This window comes from Micrococcus cohnii (genome assembly GCF_014205175.1).
In the GTDB taxonomy this organism is placed as follows: domain Bacteria; phylum Actinomycetota; class Actinomycetes; order Actinomycetales; family Micrococcaceae; genus Micrococcus; species Micrococcus cohnii.
On the sequence record NZ_JACHNA010000001.1, the window covers coordinates 70,047 to 87,474 of the forward strand.

Sequence of the window (17,428 nt, forward strand, 5' to 3'; positions counted from 1 at the left end):
GACAGCACCACCCCGACCGGTTCGGCAGTCGAGTTTGTGTTCGACGTCGACGCCGTCCCGCCGGTCAGCGTGGGCAGCCCCACCTGGCCTGCTGATCGGGCACAGACGGGACTTCCACGGCGTGGTCGAGGCCGGCGCAGACCGCCTGGGCCGTGAGCGGCTGCCGTCCGCGGTGCCCACGGGTCGTCGCGCGCCACTGGAGCGTCGGCGGCAGCACGGCGACGGGCAGCCCGCGCAGGTGCGCACCCGTCAGCCCGGTGAAGACCACGGGACTGGGCCGCGCGAGCGAGAATGCCGCCGCGGCGATGCTGTGTCGGTCCCACGCGGGCACTGAGCACCACAGCTGCGCCGACACGTAGGTCCGCCGGGCGAGCCGCACGAGCCGACCGGACCGCCACGCTCGTTCGAGCAGACGACCGGTGCGGTGGTCCGTCGGGTCCGCCGCACGCAGCAGTGGCCCGCGTCCCGGCACGAGCCGATGAGCGATCTCGGCGGTCGCGACGTCGTGCGTCGTGAGCCCGGCGACTGGCGAGGGCGATGGCCGCGGGGCAGGCGTGGATGATGTGGCCGGAGGCGGTGTCAGGACGGTGGGATCGGCGGCGGTGACGGCGCGGTCAGACGATGCGGGCATGTCCTCAGCATCGGCCGTGGCAGGTACCGTCGCCGTCGAGTGGCGTCGGTCTGGGGACGGACGGCGTGGAGCGGTCTGCTGTGGGGGAGTGGACAAGAAATGCCGCACGTTTGCAACATCGCCGCAGCGGAGCACGTCGGCAATGTTGCAAACGTGCGGCATTTTCCAGGCGAGGCGTCGTCGGGCCCGCGTCGCTCCCTCGGGCCCGCCACCGCCGCCCGCACATTGCCCGATCGGCACGGGGGTGCGGAATACTGGCCCGCATGGCCGATGCTTCCACGCCGCAGACCCCGTCCGCCCGAGCCGAGCAGCCGGGCGGCGCCCCGGACGACGCCGCCACGCCGGACGCCCGCGCCTCAGGCGCCCGCTCGCGCGACGAGCACCACAGCGACGAGCGCAACCGGGACGCTCACCACGACGAGAGCCCGCCGCCGAGCCGCCTGCGCCGCCTGCGGCAGAAGCTCGCGGTCACGTCCTCGCCCGTCGGCGGCGAGCCCACCGCCCCCGAGCACCTGGCCACGCGCCTGCAGAACCGGTGGAACCGGTTCCACCAGCAGCAGGCGTTTAAGCGCGGCAACGTGCCCACCGTCATCGCGTTCACCGGCTACGGCACCACGTCGTGGGTGCGCGTGCTCTCGCGCGTCGTGCTCGCCCCGGACGAGGACTTCCTGAACGGCCACCGCATGAACAAGGTCGTCCTCGACGGCGTGCGCGGGTGGCGCAACTTCATCTCTGCGCCCCTGGCGCACACCGACGTGCAGGTCATCGCCGGCGGCCGCACGACCACGGTGCGCACCGACCGCATGGGCGTGATCGACGCCGTCGTCGAGGGGGAGTTCGCTCCCGGCTGGCAGGAGGTCACCCTGTCGATCGACGACGACGAGGACGTGACCGCGGACGTCTACGTCTGCGACCCGGACGCGAACATCGGGCTCGTCTCCGACATCGACGACACGGTCGTGGTCACGGCGCTGCCGCGCCCGCTGCTCGCGGCGTGGAACTCATTCGTGCTCGACGAGCACGCCCGCACGCCCACCCCGGGCATGTCGGTGCTGCTGCGCCGCATCGCGTCCGAGCATCCGAAGTCCCCGGTGCTGTACCTCTCGACCGGCGCGTGGAACGTCGCCCAGACCCTCACCCGTTTCCTCGGCCGGAACCTGTACCCGCTCGGCCCGTTGCTGCTCACCAGCTGGGGCCCGACGGAGGACCGCTGGTTCCGCTCCGGTCAGGAGCACAAGGTGCGGCAGCTTGAGCGCCTGGCCACCGAGTTCCCGCACGTCAAATGGATCCTCGTCGGTGACGACGGCCAGCACGACCCCGAGATCTACGCGGACTTCGCCCGCCGCCACCCCGACCAGGTGCGAGCCGTGGTCATCCGTCAGCTCACCCCGTCCGAGGCCCTGCTCGCCGGTGGCCGCGCCCAGCAGACCCGGTACACGACGCCGGAGATTCCGTGGTGCTACGGGCCCGACGGCGCGGCGCTCGCCGGCCAGCTCGAAGACCTCGGGATCCTCGAGACCGAGTTCGTGGACGTCCGTCCCGCCGGTTGGCGCGCGGAGATCGAGAGCCGTGAGGAATGAGCGCCGCAGACCGTCCCGACTCCGTTCCCCCGCGCCTCGACGCGGCTGCACGCCGCCGCGCCGACACGTCGACGCCTCGTTCGGTCGAGGTCGCGGTCCCGTTGCGCTGGGCGGACATGGACGCCTACGGCCACGTGAACAACATCGCGGTCGTCCAGCTGCTCGAGGAGGCTCGCGTCGCCGCGTTCGGTGTTCCGTCCGGCACGGGGGCCGGCGGCGGCCCCATCCCGCCCATCGACCTGCTCGAGGGCGTGGCCGAGGGCGTGCGCACGTTCATCTCCGAGCACACCGTGAAGTACCGGCGCCAGATCCCGTACCGGCCGGTGCCGATGCGGGTCGTCGTCTCGGTCGAGGCGGTCAAGGCCGCCTCCGTGCACGTCGGCTACGCGCTGCATGATGGGGTCGACGACACCCTGTGCGTCACCGCGACCTCCGTGATGGTGTTCGTCGACGGCACGACGGGTCGACCCGTGCGCGTGACGCCCGAGCAACGCGCGGCGCTGACCGGCTGACTCCAGGCGGGCGGCACGCTCCGGCATCACACCACGCAGGATGGCCGCCGCGCAGGCCCACTATGATGTGCGCCATGCCCCGCACTTCGAACCCGTTCCTGCGGGCCGTCGCCGGCCTGCTGATGATCATGGCCGGCGTGTGCTGGTGCAGTGCCCTGGCCTTCGACACGATCGCCTCCCAGCAGGCGGCCACCGTCAGCCTCGAGTCGGTGCAGGGCGACCGCTGGCTCAAGACGATCGTCCCCGGCGCCGGTCACGCCTTCGCGCTGCTGTCCGTCGCGGCCCGGCCCCGGAGGTCCAGCCTGGTGCTGCTCGTGCTCGCGGTCGTGCTGCACGCGGTGTTCCTCGTCGGCGGTCTGACCGGGCAGCGATTCCTGCAGGACGAGGGCCTGCTGATCAGCTCGCTGTTCGCCTCCGTCGCGCTCACGGTCGTCGGGCTCGCGGGCATCGGGCAGGGGTTCCGGCTCTTCTCGCGCCGCAGCTAGGATCACGACCCAGGCGGTCTGCGGCCACGGGACGCCAACGACCACATGACTCCTGAGGGGGAAGCACATGTCCACCACGCTGTCCGACCGTCCGCCGCACCCGTCCGGCGAGCAGCCGCAGCGCTACACGCAGGCGCCCTACCAGACTCACTCGCAGCCGTCCCCCGAGGGACGCCACCCCCAGGACCGCTCGCAGGATCACCCTCAGGCGTCGGGCCCGGTCGATCCGTCGAGGGCCTCGCGAGGGCGCAGCATCGGCGCGGGCCTGTGCTTGATGCTCGGCCCCCTGCTGCTGATCTTCTCTGGTGCGCACGCCATCTCGAGTGCCCCGGAGAGACTGACGACGGCTCTGGTGTCGCCGAGTTACGCGGCCGGTCAGCTGATCGCCGATGTGATGATCGTGGCCGCCGGCGTCATCCTGATTTTCGTGTCCTCGCGGCTGCGGCGCAGTCGCGTCACCCGCGTCCTGTTCGTCACCGTCGCCGTGCTCGCAGCTCTGAGACTCATCAGCCTCGTGATCGCCATCTCGGCGGTGGGCGTGGCCCCGGAGGCTGCGTCGTACCTCATGGTCGTCTCCGTCACCGCGACCGCCGTGCTCGACCTCGTCGCCCTCGTCGTGCTGGTCTACGGCATCGTCATGCTGTTCCGCCGCGGTCACGTGCTCGAGTCGCCCGCCGCCCGGACCGCGGCGGACGGCCAGGCCCGCCGCTGAGGGGTTCGCCCCGTCTCGGGGGCGTCTGTACAGTGTGCGACCAGTCCCGCCGCCTCGTGCGCGGAGGGGTGAGACCACCGTGTACCCGACGAGACGAGACCCAGGAATGAGCTCCACGCACCCGCAGGACGGCCAGAACCCCGACCATCTCGACCGCCTGGACCCGCGAGACGACGCGGGGCGCCGCCACGTCGACGACCATCGCGGCCACGAGCGGGGCGCCGACCTCCACGACGACCGCGAGCGCCGTCATGACGACCGCGACCTCGACCGTCGCGACGACCACGACCACGACCACGACCGCCCGTACGCCGCGGACACCGGCCGGGCCGTCGACGACCGCGATCGTCGCGAGCGCCGTCATGATGACCGCGACCATGACCTGGACCGTCGCCGCCATGACCGCCATGACCGGGACGCGGTGCGAGAGCCCGGCCGGGGCAAGGCGATCCTCGCGGGCCTGCTGCTCGTCCTCGGCGGCGCCCTGCTGCTGACCGAGCTTGTTTCGTTCTCCGACGCCGACACCGCCACCGGCGACGGCCTGCAGGGCCTGATGGGCTCGATGGGCCGCATGCTGCTGCCGGTGCTCGGCCTTGTGCTGATGCTCATCGCGTTCATGGTCCGCAAGAGCAAGGCGACCATCCTGCTGCTCGTGCTCGGCGTCCTCGCCCTGCTCACCACTGTGGGCGCCCGTCTGTTCGGCGATCAGCTCGGCGCGCAGGCGGACACCGGCAACATGCCGGAGATCGTCATGATCGCCGGCGTGATCGCGACGGTGCTGACCGGCCTGCTGACGATCGCCCACGGCATCGTCATGTTCGCCCGCCGCAACCACGTCTCCCGCGCCGAGCGCCGCGCCCTGGCCCGCCAGCACCGCTGACCGGCCGCCGGCGGCGGACCATCCGGCGGCGCCGGCCCGGCCCGCACGACGACGGCCCCGCACCGATCAGATCGGTGCGGGGCCGTCGCGCGCGGTCGGCTTCGCCGGCCCGCGTCAGACCCGGCGCCAGGCCGGCTCGCGGCGCGTCCGGTGCCGTCAGACGAGGCCCTGCGCGAGCATCGCGTCGGCCACCTTGATGAACCCGGCGATGTTCGCCCCGGCGACGTAGTTGCCGGGGGTGCCGTACTCTTCGGCGGTCTCGACGCAGCGGTCGTGAATGTCCCGCATGATCTGCTCGAGCCGCTCGTGGGTGTAGTCGAAGTTCCAGGAGTCCCGCGAGGCGTTCTGCTGCATCTCGAGCGCGGACGTCGCCACGCCGCCGGCGTTGGCCGCCTTGCCGGGCCCGAAGAGGATCCCGGACTCGACGAACAGGTGCGTCGCGGCCTCGGTGCTGGGCATGTTCGCGCCCTCCGAGACGGCCTTGACGCCGTTGTTCAGCAGGGTCTTCGCGGCGTCGTCGTCCAGCTCGTTCTGTGTGGCCGAGGGGATGGCCACGGTGCCGGGGACGTCCCACACCGAGCCGCCCTCGACGTACCGCACATGCCCGCCGCGGCGCTCGGCGTACTCCGAGATGCGGCCGCGCTCGACCTCCTTGATCTGCTTGAGCAGCTCGAGGTCCAGGCCCTTCTCGTCGACGATGTATCCCTTCGAGTCCGACGCGGTGACGACCGTGGCCCCGAGCGCCGCCGCCTTCTCCGCCGCGTGCAGGGCCACGTTGCCCGAGCCGGAGACCAGCACGCGCTGTCCGTCCATCGACTCGCCACGGGTGCGCAGCATCGAGTCCGCGAACATCACCGCGCCGTAGCCCGTCGCCTCGGTGCGGACCAGGGATCCGCCCCACGTCAGGCCCTTGCCCGTGAGCACGCCTGCCTCGAACCGGTTCGTCAGGCGTTTGTACTGGCCGAACATGTAGCCGATCTCTCGGCCGCCCACTCCGATGTCGCCGGCCGGCACGTCGGTGTGTTCGCCGATGTGCCGGTGCAGCTCCGTCATGAACGACTGACAGAAGCGCATGATCTCCCCGTCGGAGCGACCGGCCGGATTGAAGTCCGAACCGCCCTTGCCGCCGCCGATCGGCATGCCGGTCAGAGAGTTCTTGAAGATCTGCTCGAATCCGAGGAACTTCACGATGCCCAGGTACACCGACGGGTGGAAGCGGATGCCGCCCTTGTAGGGGCCGAGCGCGGAGTTGAACTCAACGCGGAAGCCGCGGTTCACGTGGACGACGCCCTGGTCATCGGCCCACGGCACCCGGAAGATGATCTGGCGTTCGGGCTCGCACAGCCGGTGCAGGATTCCCGCCTCGACGTACTGGGGGTGGCGGTCGACGACGGGGTCGAGCGCCTCGAAGACCTCGGAGACGGACTGGTGGAACTCGGACTCGCCGGGGTTGCGGGCGAAGACCTCGTCTCGCAGGGCGGACAGTTCGGCGTGCATGGGCGGAACTCCTTCACGGGTGGTTCGGCGCCGCGTCACCGGCGGCAGAAGCGGTGCGCGACCGATCGGCCCAGCGTCCTTGATGGGGTTGCGTCATCATGTCATGTGATGGCTGTGACGTGTGACGCTTGACGTTCTGGCTGCCGGGCACGGACGCCGACCGCCAGCGTGCCGGCCGGTTCGCCGGGTGCTCAGCGCAGCGGCAGCCAGTTCTCGAGGGTGCCGTTCCACGTGGACGAGTTGCGCAGGAACCGCAGGGCGAACTCTCCGCTGCGGCGCTGCTGCACACGGATCGCCTTCTCGTAGTAGCCGATGAGCTGCTCGCACAGCACCGGCCAGGTGCGTCCCTGCACGGTGTCCCAGGCGGCCCGCGAGAACGCTGCCCGCTTGGCGTCGTCGTAGGCCAGGTCCGCGACCTGCTCGCGCATCTGGTCCAGATTGCCCGGTTCGTAGATCCATCCGGTGCGTGAGGGGTCCACCAGGTCCAGGGGACCGCCGCGGCCGACGGCCACGACCGGCACACCCGAGGCCATGGCCTCCTGGATCGTCTGGCCGAACGTGTCGGACTCACCGGGGTGCACGAACAGGTCCAGGCTCGCGACGTGGCGGGCGAGATCCTCGCCGCCCTGGAAGCCCGCGAAGTGGGCGCCGGGCAGGCGCTGGGCCAGCGAGTCCTTCAGCGGGCCGGAGCCGATGATCACCAGACGCGTGTCCGGCAGGTCGGCCAGCACGGCGAGGTCCTCGACCTGCTTCTCATGGGCCAGACGGCCGACGAAGCCGATCAGACGCTCGCCGTTCGGGGCCAGGCGGGCGCGCAGCGCCTCGTCGCGCTTGTCCCGGTGGAAGCGCTGCGAGTCGACCCCGCGTGCCCAGCGGTGCACGCGGCGCACGCCCAGGCCGTGCAGCTGCGCGATGGTGAACGTCGACGGGGCCACGGTGAGCGTGGCCGTGTTGTGCAGGCGGACAACGTGGTTCCACAGCACGTCCTCCAGCCAGGGCAGCCCGTACTTCGCCGCGTAGCGCGGCACCTCGGTCTGGTAGACGGCGACCGAGGGAATGGACAGTTCCTCAGCGGCCTGCACCGCGCGCCAGCCCAGCACGAACGGCGAGGCGATGTGCACGACGTCCGGCCGGAAGCCCTCCAGGATGCCGCGAACGCGGGCGACGGAGCCGGCCGCGACACGCACCGAGCTGTACCCGGACATGGGGACCGAGGGCAGGCGGTGGACCGGGAACCCCTCGACCTCGCGGGGCGCGGTGCCCTCATCGGCCCGCTGGGTCCAGCCGGCGATCCACGAGGAGGCCGGGGCGATCACGATCGCCTCGTGCCCCTGCGCCCGCAGGTGCCGCAGCACGTGCAGGACCGAATTGGTGACCCCGTTCATGTGGGGCAGGAACGATTCAGCAACCAGAGCAACTCGCACGCTCCCCACGGTAGGGACGTCCGGCCACGGGGCGACCAGCGGCATGTGGCCCCGTCATGGCCCGACAGTGAACTCTCTGTGACGCGCTCCGATGGATTCGGGTCCGTTCCGGCCGACGTCGCGGACCTCGGCGGCCGTGGAGGGGCGGGGCTGGTCGGGGCGCGCGCATGCGCGGTGGCACCATAGGGGGGATGAGTTCCCGCAGCCACCGCCTGTTGAAGCCCTTGCCCCTGCCGCTCTGGGTGCAGGGGGCGATCGAGGCCCTCGTGTCGGCGCTGCTGAGCCTGACGATCGTCGTCGTGCCGACGCTGGTCGTGTGGATCACCGGCGGCATCACCCAGGACCGGGTCGAGGACGTCGTGCGTTCCGGCGGTCTGATCTGGCTGCAGCTGCACGGCGTGCCCCTGCACGTCACCGCCGGCCTTCCCGAGGACGCCGAGGCCGCTGCCCTGGTGTGGATGGTGCCGTGGGCGCTGACCCTGTTGCCCGCGTGGTTCTGCTGGCGCTCCGGGCGTCGGCTCGCGCGCGCCTCGTATCGCGACCAGGCGTGGCAGGCGCTGGTCGGGGGGATGGGCGCCTACGGCCTGGCGGGTCTCTCGCTCGCCCTGCTGCCCGGCGCATCCTTCGGGACGGTGGCGGCGCCGGCCGCTGTGGTGTTTCCGATGCTCCTGTTCGCCCTCGCCGCCGTCGCGGGGGCGCGACGTGAGGCCGGCACGTGGGCGCACCTGATCGGCGTCGACGTCACCGAGCGCATCGCCCGGCGCTCGCAGTACGAACGGTGGGCCGGGTCCTACGCGTGGTCGATCATGCGGGCCTGCGGTGTCGCCCTGCTGACTCTGGTGGCGTTGCACGCGGTGCTCGTGGCCGTGATGCTCGGGCTGCGCTGGGCGGAGGTCGTGCACGTGTATCAGGTGGTCGACGCGGGACCGGCCGGCGGCCTGATGCTGACGCTGCTGCAGATCGGTTACCTGCCGGCCATGATCGGCTGGGCGATGGGCTTCACCGCGGGACCGGGGTTCGCGGTCGGCGCGCAGAGCCTGTACTCCGCGTTCGGCACGACAGCCGCCCCGGTGCCGGCCGTTCCCGTACTCGCGGCCCTGCCGCATCCGTGGCAGGCGTGGTATCCGGTACTGGTCGCCCTGCCCGTGCTCGCCGGCGTGGTCGCCGGGTTCTGGCTGCTGCGCGAGGGCGAGAACCACCTCGACGACTGGGTGGCCGCGAAGATCCGGCCACGGTGGGCGTCCCTGACCCTGTCGACCCTCGTGCTCGCGGTGCTGCTCGGCGCCGTGACCGGACTGCTGCTGCTCGTGCCCCTCGCCCTGACCTCCGGTTCGATGGGCGTCGGCGCGATGGACACCATCGGCGTCAACGTCTGGTGGGTGTGCGCGGCCGTGGCCGGGTGGATCGCCGCGGGGGGCATGCTCGGCTACTTCGCGGCGCTCGGCGCCTACACGCTGGGAACTGAACGCTCCGTCGGCGACCGCTCGACCGACGACCGATCCGCGGAGCTCACGGCGCGGGGACGAGCCGCTGCACGTGGGACTCGAAGCCGTTCTGGCACGACGCGCGGGAGCGCTCCGTCAGGGCCGAGTCGAGGCACTGCTGGAACTGGATCGACGCGTCCCAGGCCAGCAGCGGACTGAGCGAGAGCACGGTGGCAGCGGCCGCGACGACCACGCCCAGCCCGATCATCGCCCGCGTGAACGCCACGGCCGCCGCATCGGCAGAACCGGACGCCGGCGATGGGGCTGCCGTGCTGTGGTCGCCGCGGGACCCGGCGGTCTGAGCGTCGGAGCGCGCCTGCGGTGCCGGCCCGTGCGGCGGGCGCACCGGGCGCAGCCGCAGCCACGAGCGGATTCCGACTCCCACCGCCGTCAGGCCCGCGACGGCCGCCAGCAGCGTGAACGGCAGCGGCAGGGAGAACGCGAGCATCGTGACGCCGAGCAGGCCGGCCTGCACGAGCAGCGCCCGGTTCGCCTCCTGACGCCGAGAGTCGGGGTGCGACGGCGGCTTCGGGGCGGACGGCTGGCGCTGCGGAGGAATCGGGGCGGACACGCCCTTCAGCCTACGATGTTCGCATGCGCATCGTTGCCCTCGTCTCCGGGTCCGGAACCAATCTGCAGGCTGTGATCGACGCCGTCGCCGGTGGACACCTGCCCGTCGAGATCGCCGCCGTCGGCTCCGACGTGCCGGGCGCCGGGGGTCTCGAGCGGGCACGAGCGGCGGGGATCGAGACCTTCGTCGTCGCCCCGGCCGATCACGACGACCGCGCCGCGTGGAACGACGCGCTCGCCGAGACCGTCGCCTCCTACGCGCCGGACTACGTCGTGTGCTCCGGATTCATGCGGATCCTGGGGGAGAGGTTCGTCGAGCGCTTCGCCGAGCGGATCATCAACACCCATCCTGCGCTGCTGCCCTCGTTCCCGGGCGCACACGGGGTGCGGGACGCACTGGCCCACGGCGTGAAGATCACCGGCTGCACCGTGCACCTGGTGGACGCCGGCGTCGACACCGGGCCGATCCTGGCGCAGGCCGCCGTGCCCGTGCTCGACGGCGACACCGAGGCCGAGCTGCACGAGCGGATTAAGGTGCAGGAACGGGCCCTGCTGGTGCGTGTGCTCGGCGAGACGGCCGCCGCGCACCGGTCCTGAGCGCGCTCGCTCAGCCCTCGAGACGCGCGCCGCGGGTCTCCGGCGCACACCGCAGCATCGCCGCGACCGCGATGACCACGAGCGCGCCCGTCACGGCGAAGGAGCCCGCCAGCCCCAGAGCCGGCTGGAGCACCCCGACGAAGACCAGCGGTCCGACGCCGGCCGCCACTCGTGAGGCCGCCGAGGCCCACCCGAATCCGGAGGCGCGCAGCGGCGTCGGATAGAGCTCGGTGACATACGTGTAGAGCACCGGGACGGCGACCTGCACCACGAAGCCGAACGCGAGCACCAGCGGCAACGCGACCGTCGGGACGCCGATGACCGCGGCGAGCGCCATGAGCACGACCGCGGCCGCTGTCGCGCTCACGGCCAGCAGCCAGCGTCGGCCCGTGCGCTCGACCAGCAGCGCCGCGAGCACGACGCCGCCCAGGCCCACGGCGGCCATGCCCGAGGTCATGACGAACGCCGTGGACTGCTCGTAGCCGGCCTCGACCAGGAAGGCCGGCAGCCACTGCAGTGCCAGGTAGTAGGTCAGCATGATCGTGCAGAACAGCGCCCATGCGATGGCGGTGACCCGCGGTCGAGACAGCCACACGGAGCGCAGCTGGCCGCAGGCCGCCCGCAGTGCCCCGCCGACCGTCGCGGCGTCGGCGTGCGGCTGCCGGAGGCGCCGGCGCCGGGACGGAGCGCTCTGCACCGAGTACGGGCGCACCGGGGCGCCGGTCGCGGCGACGAGTCGGTCGATCACCTCGCGGGCCCGTGCCTCGCGGCCTCGGCTGAGCAGGAACATCGGGGACTCGGGCACGCCCAGGCGCACGACGAACACGAGCAGCGCCGGCAGCACCATGGCCAGCAGGGGCAGTCGCCAGTCGCCCCACGTGGCCACGAGCCACGCGGAGACCGCACCGCAGGCCGCGGCGCCGACGGGCCACCAGCCGTCCATCGCCGTGAGCACGCGCCCGCGCAGCCGCCGCGGGGTGAACTCGCCGACGAGGGCGTAGTCGACGGGCACGGTGCCGCCGAGGCCGACGCCGGCCAGGAACCGGAAGGCCACGAACCACGCGAGCGAGTCCGTCAGCGCGCCGGCGACCGTGAACACGGAGAACATCGCCAGCGTGGCGGTGAAGGCGGTGCGGCGGCCGATCCGGTCGGCGACGGTGCCCCACACGAACGCGCCCAGGCCCATGCCGATCAGATTCGCGGTGCCGATCCACGCCGCCTCGGTTCGGCTCAAGCCCCATTCGGCGGTCAGCAGCGGGATCATCACGCCGTTCAGGGCGACGTCCCATGCGTCGAATATGAAGCCCAGGCCGCCGATCAGGAAGATCCGGCCCTGCACGGACCAGCGCCAGGGCAGTTCCTGCACGATCTGCTCGCCTGTCGGAAGGGCCCCGCAGTCGCAGGCGGCACGGCAGAGGCTGGCTGTGTCATGGGCGTCTCCTTCGTCGCGGGTCAGGTTCATTATGCGGGGCGCGGGCTGGTCCGTTCCGTCGGCGTCGGCGGTGCGGCGGCTCTAGACTTGGCGGCAGCCGACGCACCCGTCCCCGAAGGAGCCTGGAACCTCGTGAGCACCGATCCGAAGAACACCGTCCTGGACACGGTGCCGCTCAAGCGCGCTCTGATCTCCGTCTACGACAAGACCGGGCTGGACGAGCTCGCGACGGGCCTGCACGCCGCCGGTGTGCAGATCGTCTCGACCGGATCCACCGCGAAGCGCATCGCCGAGGCGGGTGTGCCCGTCACCGAGGTCTCCGAGGTCACCGGGTTCCAGGAGTGCCTCGACGGCCGGGTGAAGACGCTGCACCCGCGCGTGCACGCCGGGATCCTGGCCGATCGCCGCCGCGAGGACCACCTCGCTCAGCTCTCCGACCTCGAGATCGAGCCCTTCGACCTGGTCGTCGTCAACCTCTACCCGTTTGTGGAGACCGTGCGCTCCGGTGCCGAGGAGGACGCGGTCGTCGAGCAGATCGACATCGGCGGCCCCTCGATGGTGCGCGCGGCCGCGAAGAACCATGCTTCGGTCTCGATCGTCGTGGACCCGGCGCGGTATGACGAGGTCGTTCAGGCCGCGCAGTCCGGCGGGTTCGATCTGCGGGCGCGCCGTCGCCTGGCGGCCCTGGCGTTCGCGCACACCGCGGCCTATGACAACGCCGTCGCCGCGTGGACGGCGGCGCACTTCGCCGCGGAGACCGACGACGAGGACGTGCCGGTCTTCCCGCCCTATGCCGGCTTCTCCCTCGAGCGGGCTGAGATCCTGCGCTATGGCGAGAATCCGCACCAGCCGGCGGCGCTCTACGCGGACCCCGCGGCCGCGCCGGGCATCGCCCAGGCCGAGCTGCTGCACGGCAAGCCGATGAGCTACAACAACTACGTCGACGCCGACGCCGCCGTGCGCGCCGCCTACGACCACGCCGAGCCGGCCGTTGCGATCGTCAAGCACGCCAATCCGTGCGGCGTCGCGGTCGCGGGCACCGGCGAGGGCATTGAGCGCGCCCATGCCAAGGCCCACGCGTGTGATCCGGTCTCGGCGTTCGGCGGGGTCATCGCGGCCAACCGCCCGGTGACCGCGGCCCTGGCCGAGCAGATCAAGCCGATCTTCACCGAGGTCGTCGCGGCCCCCGGTTTCGACGAGGACGCGCTCGAGATCCTCTCGGCCAAGAAGAACCTGCGCCTGCTGAGCCTGCCGGAGGGCGTTGAGCGCGAGGCGGTCGAGGCCAAGCAGGTCTCCGGCGGCATGCTCCTGCAGATCGCCGACGCGGTGGACGCTGAGGGCGACGACCCGGGCACCTGGACCCTTGCCGCGGGTGAGCCGGCGGACGACGCGACGATGGCCGACCTCGCCTTCGCCTGGCGGGCCGTGCGCGCGGCGAAGTCCAACGCGGTGCTGCTGGCTGCCGACGGCGCGACCGTCGGGGTGGGCATGGGCCAGGTCAACCGCCTCGACTCGTGCCGCCTGGCCGTCGAGCGCGCGAACACCCTCGGGGCGGCGCAGACCGGCGGGCAGGACGTCTCCAGTGCCGGCGGCGCCGAGAACGTCTCCGGCGACGGCGCCCCCGAGCGGGCCCGCGGCGCGGTGGCCGCCTCGGACGCGTTCTTCCCCTTCGCCGACGGCCTGCAGATCCTGATCGACGCCGGGGTGAAGGCCGTCGTCCAGCCGGGCGGGTCCGTGCGCGACGAGGAGGTCGTCGAGGTCGCGAAGGCCGCGGGCATCACGATGTACCTCACCGGGGCCCGCCACTTCTTCCACGGCTGACCGCCGCGCGGAGCCACGGCGTCATGCGGCGCCGGCCGGGTGCGGCGCCGAGGGCCTCGTTGCCGACGTCACGTCGGCGCGGGGCCCTCGGCGCTCGACATCCGGTGTTCACGTGTTGTTAGTGTCCGGGGAAATTCCCGCCGTGACGGGTCGCCACCGTGGGGCGCAAGCCCGCGACGACCGGTCACCACGACACACAAAGGAGAACAGCACGATGGCTCATCCCGCCTCGAACCAGAACGGCCCCCTCGACGACCGCATGCGCGGCTCGGAGCAGTTCGACGACCGCCGTAACGGCGCGTACGACCGTCGTGACCTGGACCGCGACGGCGGCTACGGCCACTATGACGGGCGCCGTGACTTCGACCGCCGCGACGGAGGCCTGAGCCACCACGACGAGCTCAAGGGCAGCAAGCACGCCACCGTTTCGCTGGTTCTCGGCATCCTCGGCTTCTTCTTCTTCGGCATCATTCTCGGCCCCCTCGCCATCTGGCAGGCCGGCAAGGCCAAGAAGTACGGCGTGAAGGCCACCGCGGGCAAGGTCCTGGGCTGGATCGTCACGATCCTGTCCATCCTGGCGATCCTCCTCGGCATCGCTGCCGCGATCTTCCTGGCGGCCAGCGGCATGACCCTGAACGACGTGGTCAACAACCAGGAGCTCGACGCCGACTCGGTGAACCTGGGCCTGGCCCTGCTGGGCTGACCACCGCGCCGACCGTCCGACGGCCGTCCCGCACCGCGCGGGGCGGCCGTCGCCGTGTGTCCAGGCCCTGCGAGGTCTGCCAGGATGAGCGCCATGAGCAGCAGCGAATATCAGAGTCAGAATTCCTCCGCAGGCGACCGGCCGGCGCAGGATCCTTCCCCCTCCGACTCTCCGCAGGCCGACGCGCGCTGGCCCGAGGAGGCGCCGCGGACGTCGTCCGTGCCCGACGTCGATGGGCGCGGTGAGCCCGGCAGTGACGCGCAGACCGGCTACGGACCCGGCGGTGACGCACCGGGTGGATATGGTGTCGGCGGTAACGGGCCGACCCCGACGGCATATCTGCCGCCGGTGAATCACCCCGCCGAGCGGGCCGCCCAGCTGGGCCTCGCCTTCGGCGTGCTGGGCCTGATCACCGGCCTGCTCGGGTTCGTCTTCGGCCCGCTCGCCCTGATGAAGGCGAAGGAGGCCGAGCGCTCCGGCGGCGTCGGCACCGGTGCCCGCGTGCTCGGCTGGGTCGCGATCGCCCTGGCCGCGCTCCTGGCGCTGGGCTTCCTCGTGTACGGAATCATGGTCGCCGCGCTGATCGGCTCCCTGTCAGAGATGGCCGATACGGGCTCGTCGGCCGGCGCCCTCGTGCTGTCGCTGGTGGGCTGAGCGCGAGCCCTCTGCCTGCCCCGACGTGACGGCCGTCGCGCTCGCGACTGCATTCCCGCGCACCCACGCGGTAGATTGGCGAGCAGTGGGAAATCCCGCATGCCGACCCCGGGCGCTGAGCGATCGTGCGCCCGACGAAGGAGTGACGTATTCGCATGTCCAAGATCATCTACACCTTCACTGACGAGGCGCCCATGCTGGCGACCGCCTCGCTGCTGCCGATCGTCCGCGCCTACGCGGGCACCGCCGGCGTCGAGCTCGAGACCCGCGACATCTCCCTGGCCGGCCGCATCCTCGCCGCGTTCAACGACGTGCTGCCCGAGGACCAGCGCCACGACGATGCCCTCGCCGAGCTCGGCCAGATGGTCAAGACCCCCGAGGCGAACGTCATCAAGCTGCCGAACATCTCCGCTTCCGTGCCGCAGCTGCGCGCCGCGATCACGGAGCTGCAGGCCGCCGGTTACGACCTGCCGGACTACCCCGACGAGCCGAAGACTGACGCCGAGAAGGACGCGAAGGCCCGCTACGACTCCGTCAAAGGGTCGGCCGTGAACCCGGTGCTGCGCGAGGGCAACTCGGACCGCCGCGCTCCGAAGGCCGTGAAGAACTACGCCAAGCAGTTCCCGCACTCGATGGGCGAGTGGTCGAAGGACTCGAAGTCCGCCGTCGCCACGATGGGCGAGAACGACTTCCGCTCGAACGAGAAGTCCGTGACGATGCCGGCCGACGATGAGCTGACCATCGAGTTCACCCCGGCCTCGGGCGAGCCCAGCACCCTCAAGCAGGGCCTGAAGGTGCTCGAGGGCGAGGTCGTGGACGGCACGTTCATGTCCGCCAAGGCTCTCGATGAGTTCCTCGCCGCCCAGGTGAAGCGCGCCAAGGACGAGGGCATCCTGTTCTCGGCCCACCTGAAGGCCACCATGATGAAGGTCTCCGACCCGGTGATCTTCGGCCACGTCGTGAAGGCCTACTTCGCGGACCTGTTCGAGAAGTACGGCGAGCAGCTCGAGGCCGCCGGCCTGTCCGCCAACAACGGCCTCGCCGCGATCGAGGCCGGTCTGGACAAGCTCGACGCCGAGACCGCCGCGGGCGTCAAGAAGGCCATCGCCGACGCCTACGAGAACGGCCCGGACGTCGCCATGGTCAACTCCGCCAAGGGCGTCACCAACCTGCACGTGCCCTCGGACGTCATCGTCGACGCCTCCATGCCGGCGATGATCCGCACCTCGGGCCAGATGTGGAACAAGGACGACCAGACCCAGGACGCCCTGGCGATCATCCCGGACTCCTCCTACGCCGGCGTCTACCAGGCCGTCATCGACGACTGCAAGGCCAACGGCGCCTACGACCCGACCACGATGGGCACTGTCCCGAACGTCGGACTCATGGCCCAGAAGGCCGAGGAGTACGGCTCGCACGACAAGACGTTCATCCTCGAGGAGGCCGGCACGGTCGCCGTCAAGAACTCCGCCGGCGAGACGCTGTTCTCCCATGAGGTCGAGGCCGGCGACATCTGGCGCGCCTGCCAGACCAAGGACGTGCCGGTGCAGGACTGGGTCAAGCTGGCCGTGACCCGTGCCCGCGCCTCCCAGACGCCCGCCGTGTTCTGGCTCGATGAGACCCGCGCCCACGACCGCGAGCTCATCGCCAAGGTTGAGACGTACCTGAAGGACCATGACACCGAGGGCCTGGACCTCCGCATCATGTCCCCGGTCGAGGCCGCCAAGCTCTCGGTGGAGCGCATCCGTCGTGGCGAGGACACCATCTCGGTGACCGGCAACGTGCTGCGCGACTACAACACCGACCTGTTCCCGATCCTCGAGCTGGGCACCTCCGCGAAGATGCTCTCCGTGGTCCCGCTGATCAACGGCGGCGGCCTGTTCGAGACCGGCGCGGGCGGCTCGGCCCCGAAGCACGTGCAGCAGCTGCTCGAGGAGAACCACCTGCGCTGGGACTCGCTCGGCGAGTTCCTGGCCCTGGCCGTGTCCTTCGAGCATGAGGCCACGACGAACGACAACGCCCGCGCCCAGGTGCTGGCCGACACCCTCGACGCCGCCACCGGCACGCTGCTGACCGAGGGCAAGTCCCCGAAGCGCAAGGTCGGCGAGATCGACAACCGCGGCTCGCACTTCTACCTGGCCCTGTACTGGGCCCAGGAACTGGCGAAGCAGACCGCGGATCAGCCCCTCGCCGACGCCGTCGCACCCATCGCGACGGAGCTGGCCGAGAACGAGGAGAAGATCGTCGCCGAGCTGGCCGATGTGCAGGGCTCATCGGTCGACATCGCCGGCTACTACTTCCCGAACGTGGCGAAGGTTTCCGAGGCCATGCGTCCCTCGGCCACCCTCAACGCGATCATGGACAAGCTCGCCAAGTGACGCCGTGACGACGTGACGTCGGTCAGGGGCCTCGTCAGGGCCGCCGACCTCGACAGGGCCCTGCCCTC

The 17,428-nt window shown here is 71.4% G+C and carries 15 protein-coding genes; 11 read left to right on the forward strand and 4 right to left on the reverse strand.

Annotation, left to right across the window (positions count from 1 at the left end; genetic code table 11):
* Positions 1-64 precede the first annotated feature (64 nt).
* Positions 65-631, reverse strand: coding sequence for a hypothetical protein (locus HDA30_RS10400; protein WP_246418664.1), 567 nt, complete (start codon positions 629-631; stop codon positions 65-67).
* A 263-nt stretch (positions 632-894) separates the two neighbouring features.
* On the opposite strand from HDA30_RS10400, the gene HDA30_RS00295 reads away from it, so the two are divergent.
* From HDA30_RS00295 to HDA30_RS00315, 5 genes are all read left to right on the forward strand, one after another.
* Complete coding sequence (locus HDA30_RS00295) at positions 895-2,211, forward strand: App1 family protein phosphatidate phosphatase (protein ID WP_184240739.1); 1,317 nt, start codon at positions 895-897, stop codon at positions 2,209-2,211.
* Positions 2,208-2,723 (forward strand): acyl-CoA thioesterase, encoded by a 516-nt coding sequence (locus tag HDA30_RS00300; RefSeq protein WP_184240740.1) that lies wholly within the window; start codon positions 2,208-2,210, stop codon positions 2,721-2,723. The genes HDA30_RS00295 and HDA30_RS00300 overlap by 4 nt, the downstream gene beginning before the upstream one ends.
* A gap of 74 nt (positions 2,724-2,797) precedes the next feature.
* On the forward strand, positions 2,798-3,208 hold the full coding sequence (locus tag HDA30_RS00305; protein WP_184240741.1) for a hypothetical protein: 411 nt from the start codon (positions 2,798-2,800) through the stop codon (positions 3,206-3,208).
* 67 nt (positions 3,209-3,275) lie between these two features.
* Complete coding sequence (locus tag HDA30_RS00310) at positions 3,276-3,920, forward strand: hypothetical protein (RefSeq protein WP_184240742.1); 645 nt, start codon at positions 3,276-3,278, stop codon at positions 3,918-3,920.
* Between the two features lie 106 nt (positions 3,921-4,026).
* Complete coding sequence (locus HDA30_RS00315) at positions 4,027-4,800, forward strand: hypothetical protein (RefSeq protein ID WP_184240743.1); 774 nt, start codon at positions 4,027-4,029, stop codon at positions 4,798-4,800.
* 156 nt (positions 4,801-4,956) lie between these two features.
* On the opposite strand, the gene gdhA is transcribed toward HDA30_RS00315, so the two are convergent.
* Positions 4,957-6,297, reverse strand: coding sequence for an NADP-specific glutamate dehydrogenase (gene gdhA, locus HDA30_RS00320; protein WP_158495409.1), 1,341 nt, complete (start codon positions 6,295-6,297; stop codon positions 4,957-4,959).
* Between the two features lie 191 nt (positions 6,298-6,488).
* The gene (locus tag HDA30_RS00325) at positions 6,489-7,721 is read right to left on the reverse strand and encodes a glycosyltransferase family 4 protein (RefSeq protein ID WP_184240744.1); all 1,233 of its coding nucleotides are present in this window, start codon (positions 7,719-7,721) and stop codon (positions 6,489-6,491) included.
* A gap of 191 nt (positions 7,722-7,912) precedes the next feature.
* Between HDA30_RS00325 and HDA30_RS00330 the strand changes: the two genes are divergently transcribed.
* Together HDA30_RS00330 and purN are read left to right on the forward strand one after the other, a co-directional pair.
* The gene (locus tag HDA30_RS00330) at positions 7,913-9,364 is read left to right on the forward strand and encodes a cell division protein PerM (protein WP_184240745.1); all 1,452 of its coding nucleotides are present in this window, start codon (positions 7,913-7,915) and stop codon (positions 9,362-9,364) included.
* A 435-nt stretch (positions 9,365-9,799) separates the two neighbouring features.
* Positions 9,800-10,372, forward strand: a complete 573-nt coding sequence (purN, locus tag HDA30_RS00335) for a phosphoribosylglycinamide formyltransferase (RefSeq protein WP_184240746.1) — start codon at positions 9,800-9,802, stop codon at positions 10,370-10,372.
* Between the two features lie 10 nt (positions 10,373-10,382).
* Here the strand turns inward: purN and HDA30_RS00340 are convergent, their stop codons facing one another.
* Positions 10,383-11,738, reverse strand: coding sequence for an MFS transporter (locus HDA30_RS00340; RefSeq protein ID WP_425488377.1), 1,356 nt, complete (start codon positions 11,736-11,738; stop codon positions 10,383-10,385).
* 198 nt (positions 11,739-11,936) lie between these two features.
* Here HDA30_RS00340 and purH point away from each other — a divergent pair, with 198 nt between their 5' ends.
* The 4 genes from purH to HDA30_RS00360 all read left to right on the forward strand — a co-directional run bounded on the left by purH (position 11,937) and on the right by HDA30_RS00360 (position 17,360).
* Complete coding sequence (gene purH, locus HDA30_RS00345) at positions 11,937-13,625, forward strand: bifunctional phosphoribosylaminoimidazolecarboxamide formyltransferase/IMP cyclohydrolase (protein WP_343059241.1); 1,689 nt, start codon at positions 11,937-11,939, stop codon at positions 13,623-13,625.
* A 214-nt stretch (positions 13,626-13,839) separates the two neighbouring features.
* Positions 13,840-14,328, forward strand: coding sequence for a DUF4870 domain-containing protein (locus tag HDA30_RS00350; protein WP_158495414.1), 489 nt, complete (start codon positions 13,840-13,842; stop codon positions 14,326-14,328).
* Between the two features lie 93 nt (positions 14,329-14,421).
* On the forward strand, positions 14,422-14,982 hold the full coding sequence (locus tag HDA30_RS00355) for a hypothetical protein (protein ID WP_184240749.1): 561 nt from the start codon (positions 14,422-14,424) through the stop codon (positions 14,980-14,982).
* Positions 14,983-15,137: 155 nt separating this feature from the next.
* Positions 15,138-17,360 carry an NADP-dependent isocitrate dehydrogenase gene (locus tag HDA30_RS00360; protein WP_184240750.1) on the forward strand — a complete coding sequence of 741 codons (2,223 nt, stop codon included), beginning with the start codon at positions 15,138-15,140 and terminating at the stop codon, positions 17,358-17,360.
* Positions 17,361-17,428 lie beyond the last annotated feature (68 nt).

Excerpts from the sequence above, each read along its gene's own strand:
- HDA30_RS10400 (WP_246418664.1), bottom strand. The coding sequence starts at position 631 with ATGCCCGCATCGTCTGACCGCGCCGTCACCGCCGCCGATCCCACCGTC.
- HDA30_RS00295 (WP_184240739.1), top strand. The coding sequence starts at position 895 with ATGGCCGATGCTTCCACGCCGCAGACCCCGTCCGCCCGAGCCGAGCAG.
- HDA30_RS00300 (WP_184240740.1), top strand. The coding sequence starts at position 2,208 with ATGAGCGCCGCAGACCGTCCCGACTCCGTTCCCCCGCGCCTCGACGCG.
- HDA30_RS00305 (WP_184240741.1), top strand. The coding sequence starts at position 2,798 with ATGCCCCGCACTTCGAACCCGTTCCTGCGGGCCGTCGCCGGCCTGCTG.
- HDA30_RS00310 (WP_184240742.1), top strand. The coding sequence starts at position 3,276 with ATGTCCACCACGCTGTCCGACCGTCCGCCGCACCCGTCCGGCGAGCAG.
- HDA30_RS00315 (WP_184240743.1), top strand. The coding sequence starts at position 4,027 with ATGAGCTCCACGCACCCGCAGGACGGCCAGAACCCCGACCATCTCGAC.
- gdhA (WP_158495409.1), bottom strand. The coding sequence starts at position 6,297 with ATGCACGCCGAACTGTCCGCCCTGCGAGACGAGGTCTTCGCCCGCAAC.
- HDA30_RS00330 (WP_184240745.1), top strand. The coding sequence starts at position 7,913 with ATGAGTTCCCGCAGCCACCGCCTGTTGAAGCCCTTGCCCCTGCCGCTC.
- purN (WP_184240746.1), top strand. The coding sequence starts at position 9,800 with ATGCGCATCGTTGCCCTCGTCTCCGGGTCCGGAACCAATCTGCAGGCT.
- HDA30_RS00350 (WP_158495414.1), top strand. The coding sequence starts at position 13,840 with ATGGCTCATCCCGCCTCGAACCAGAACGGCCCCCTCGACGACCGCATG.
- HDA30_RS00355 (WP_184240749.1), top strand. The coding sequence starts at position 14,422 with ATGAGCAGCAGCGAATATCAGAGTCAGAATTCCTCCGCAGGCGACCGG.
- HDA30_RS00360 (WP_184240750.1), top strand. The coding sequence starts at position 15,138 with ATGTCCAAGATCATCTACACCTTCACTGACGAGGCGCCCATGCTGGCG.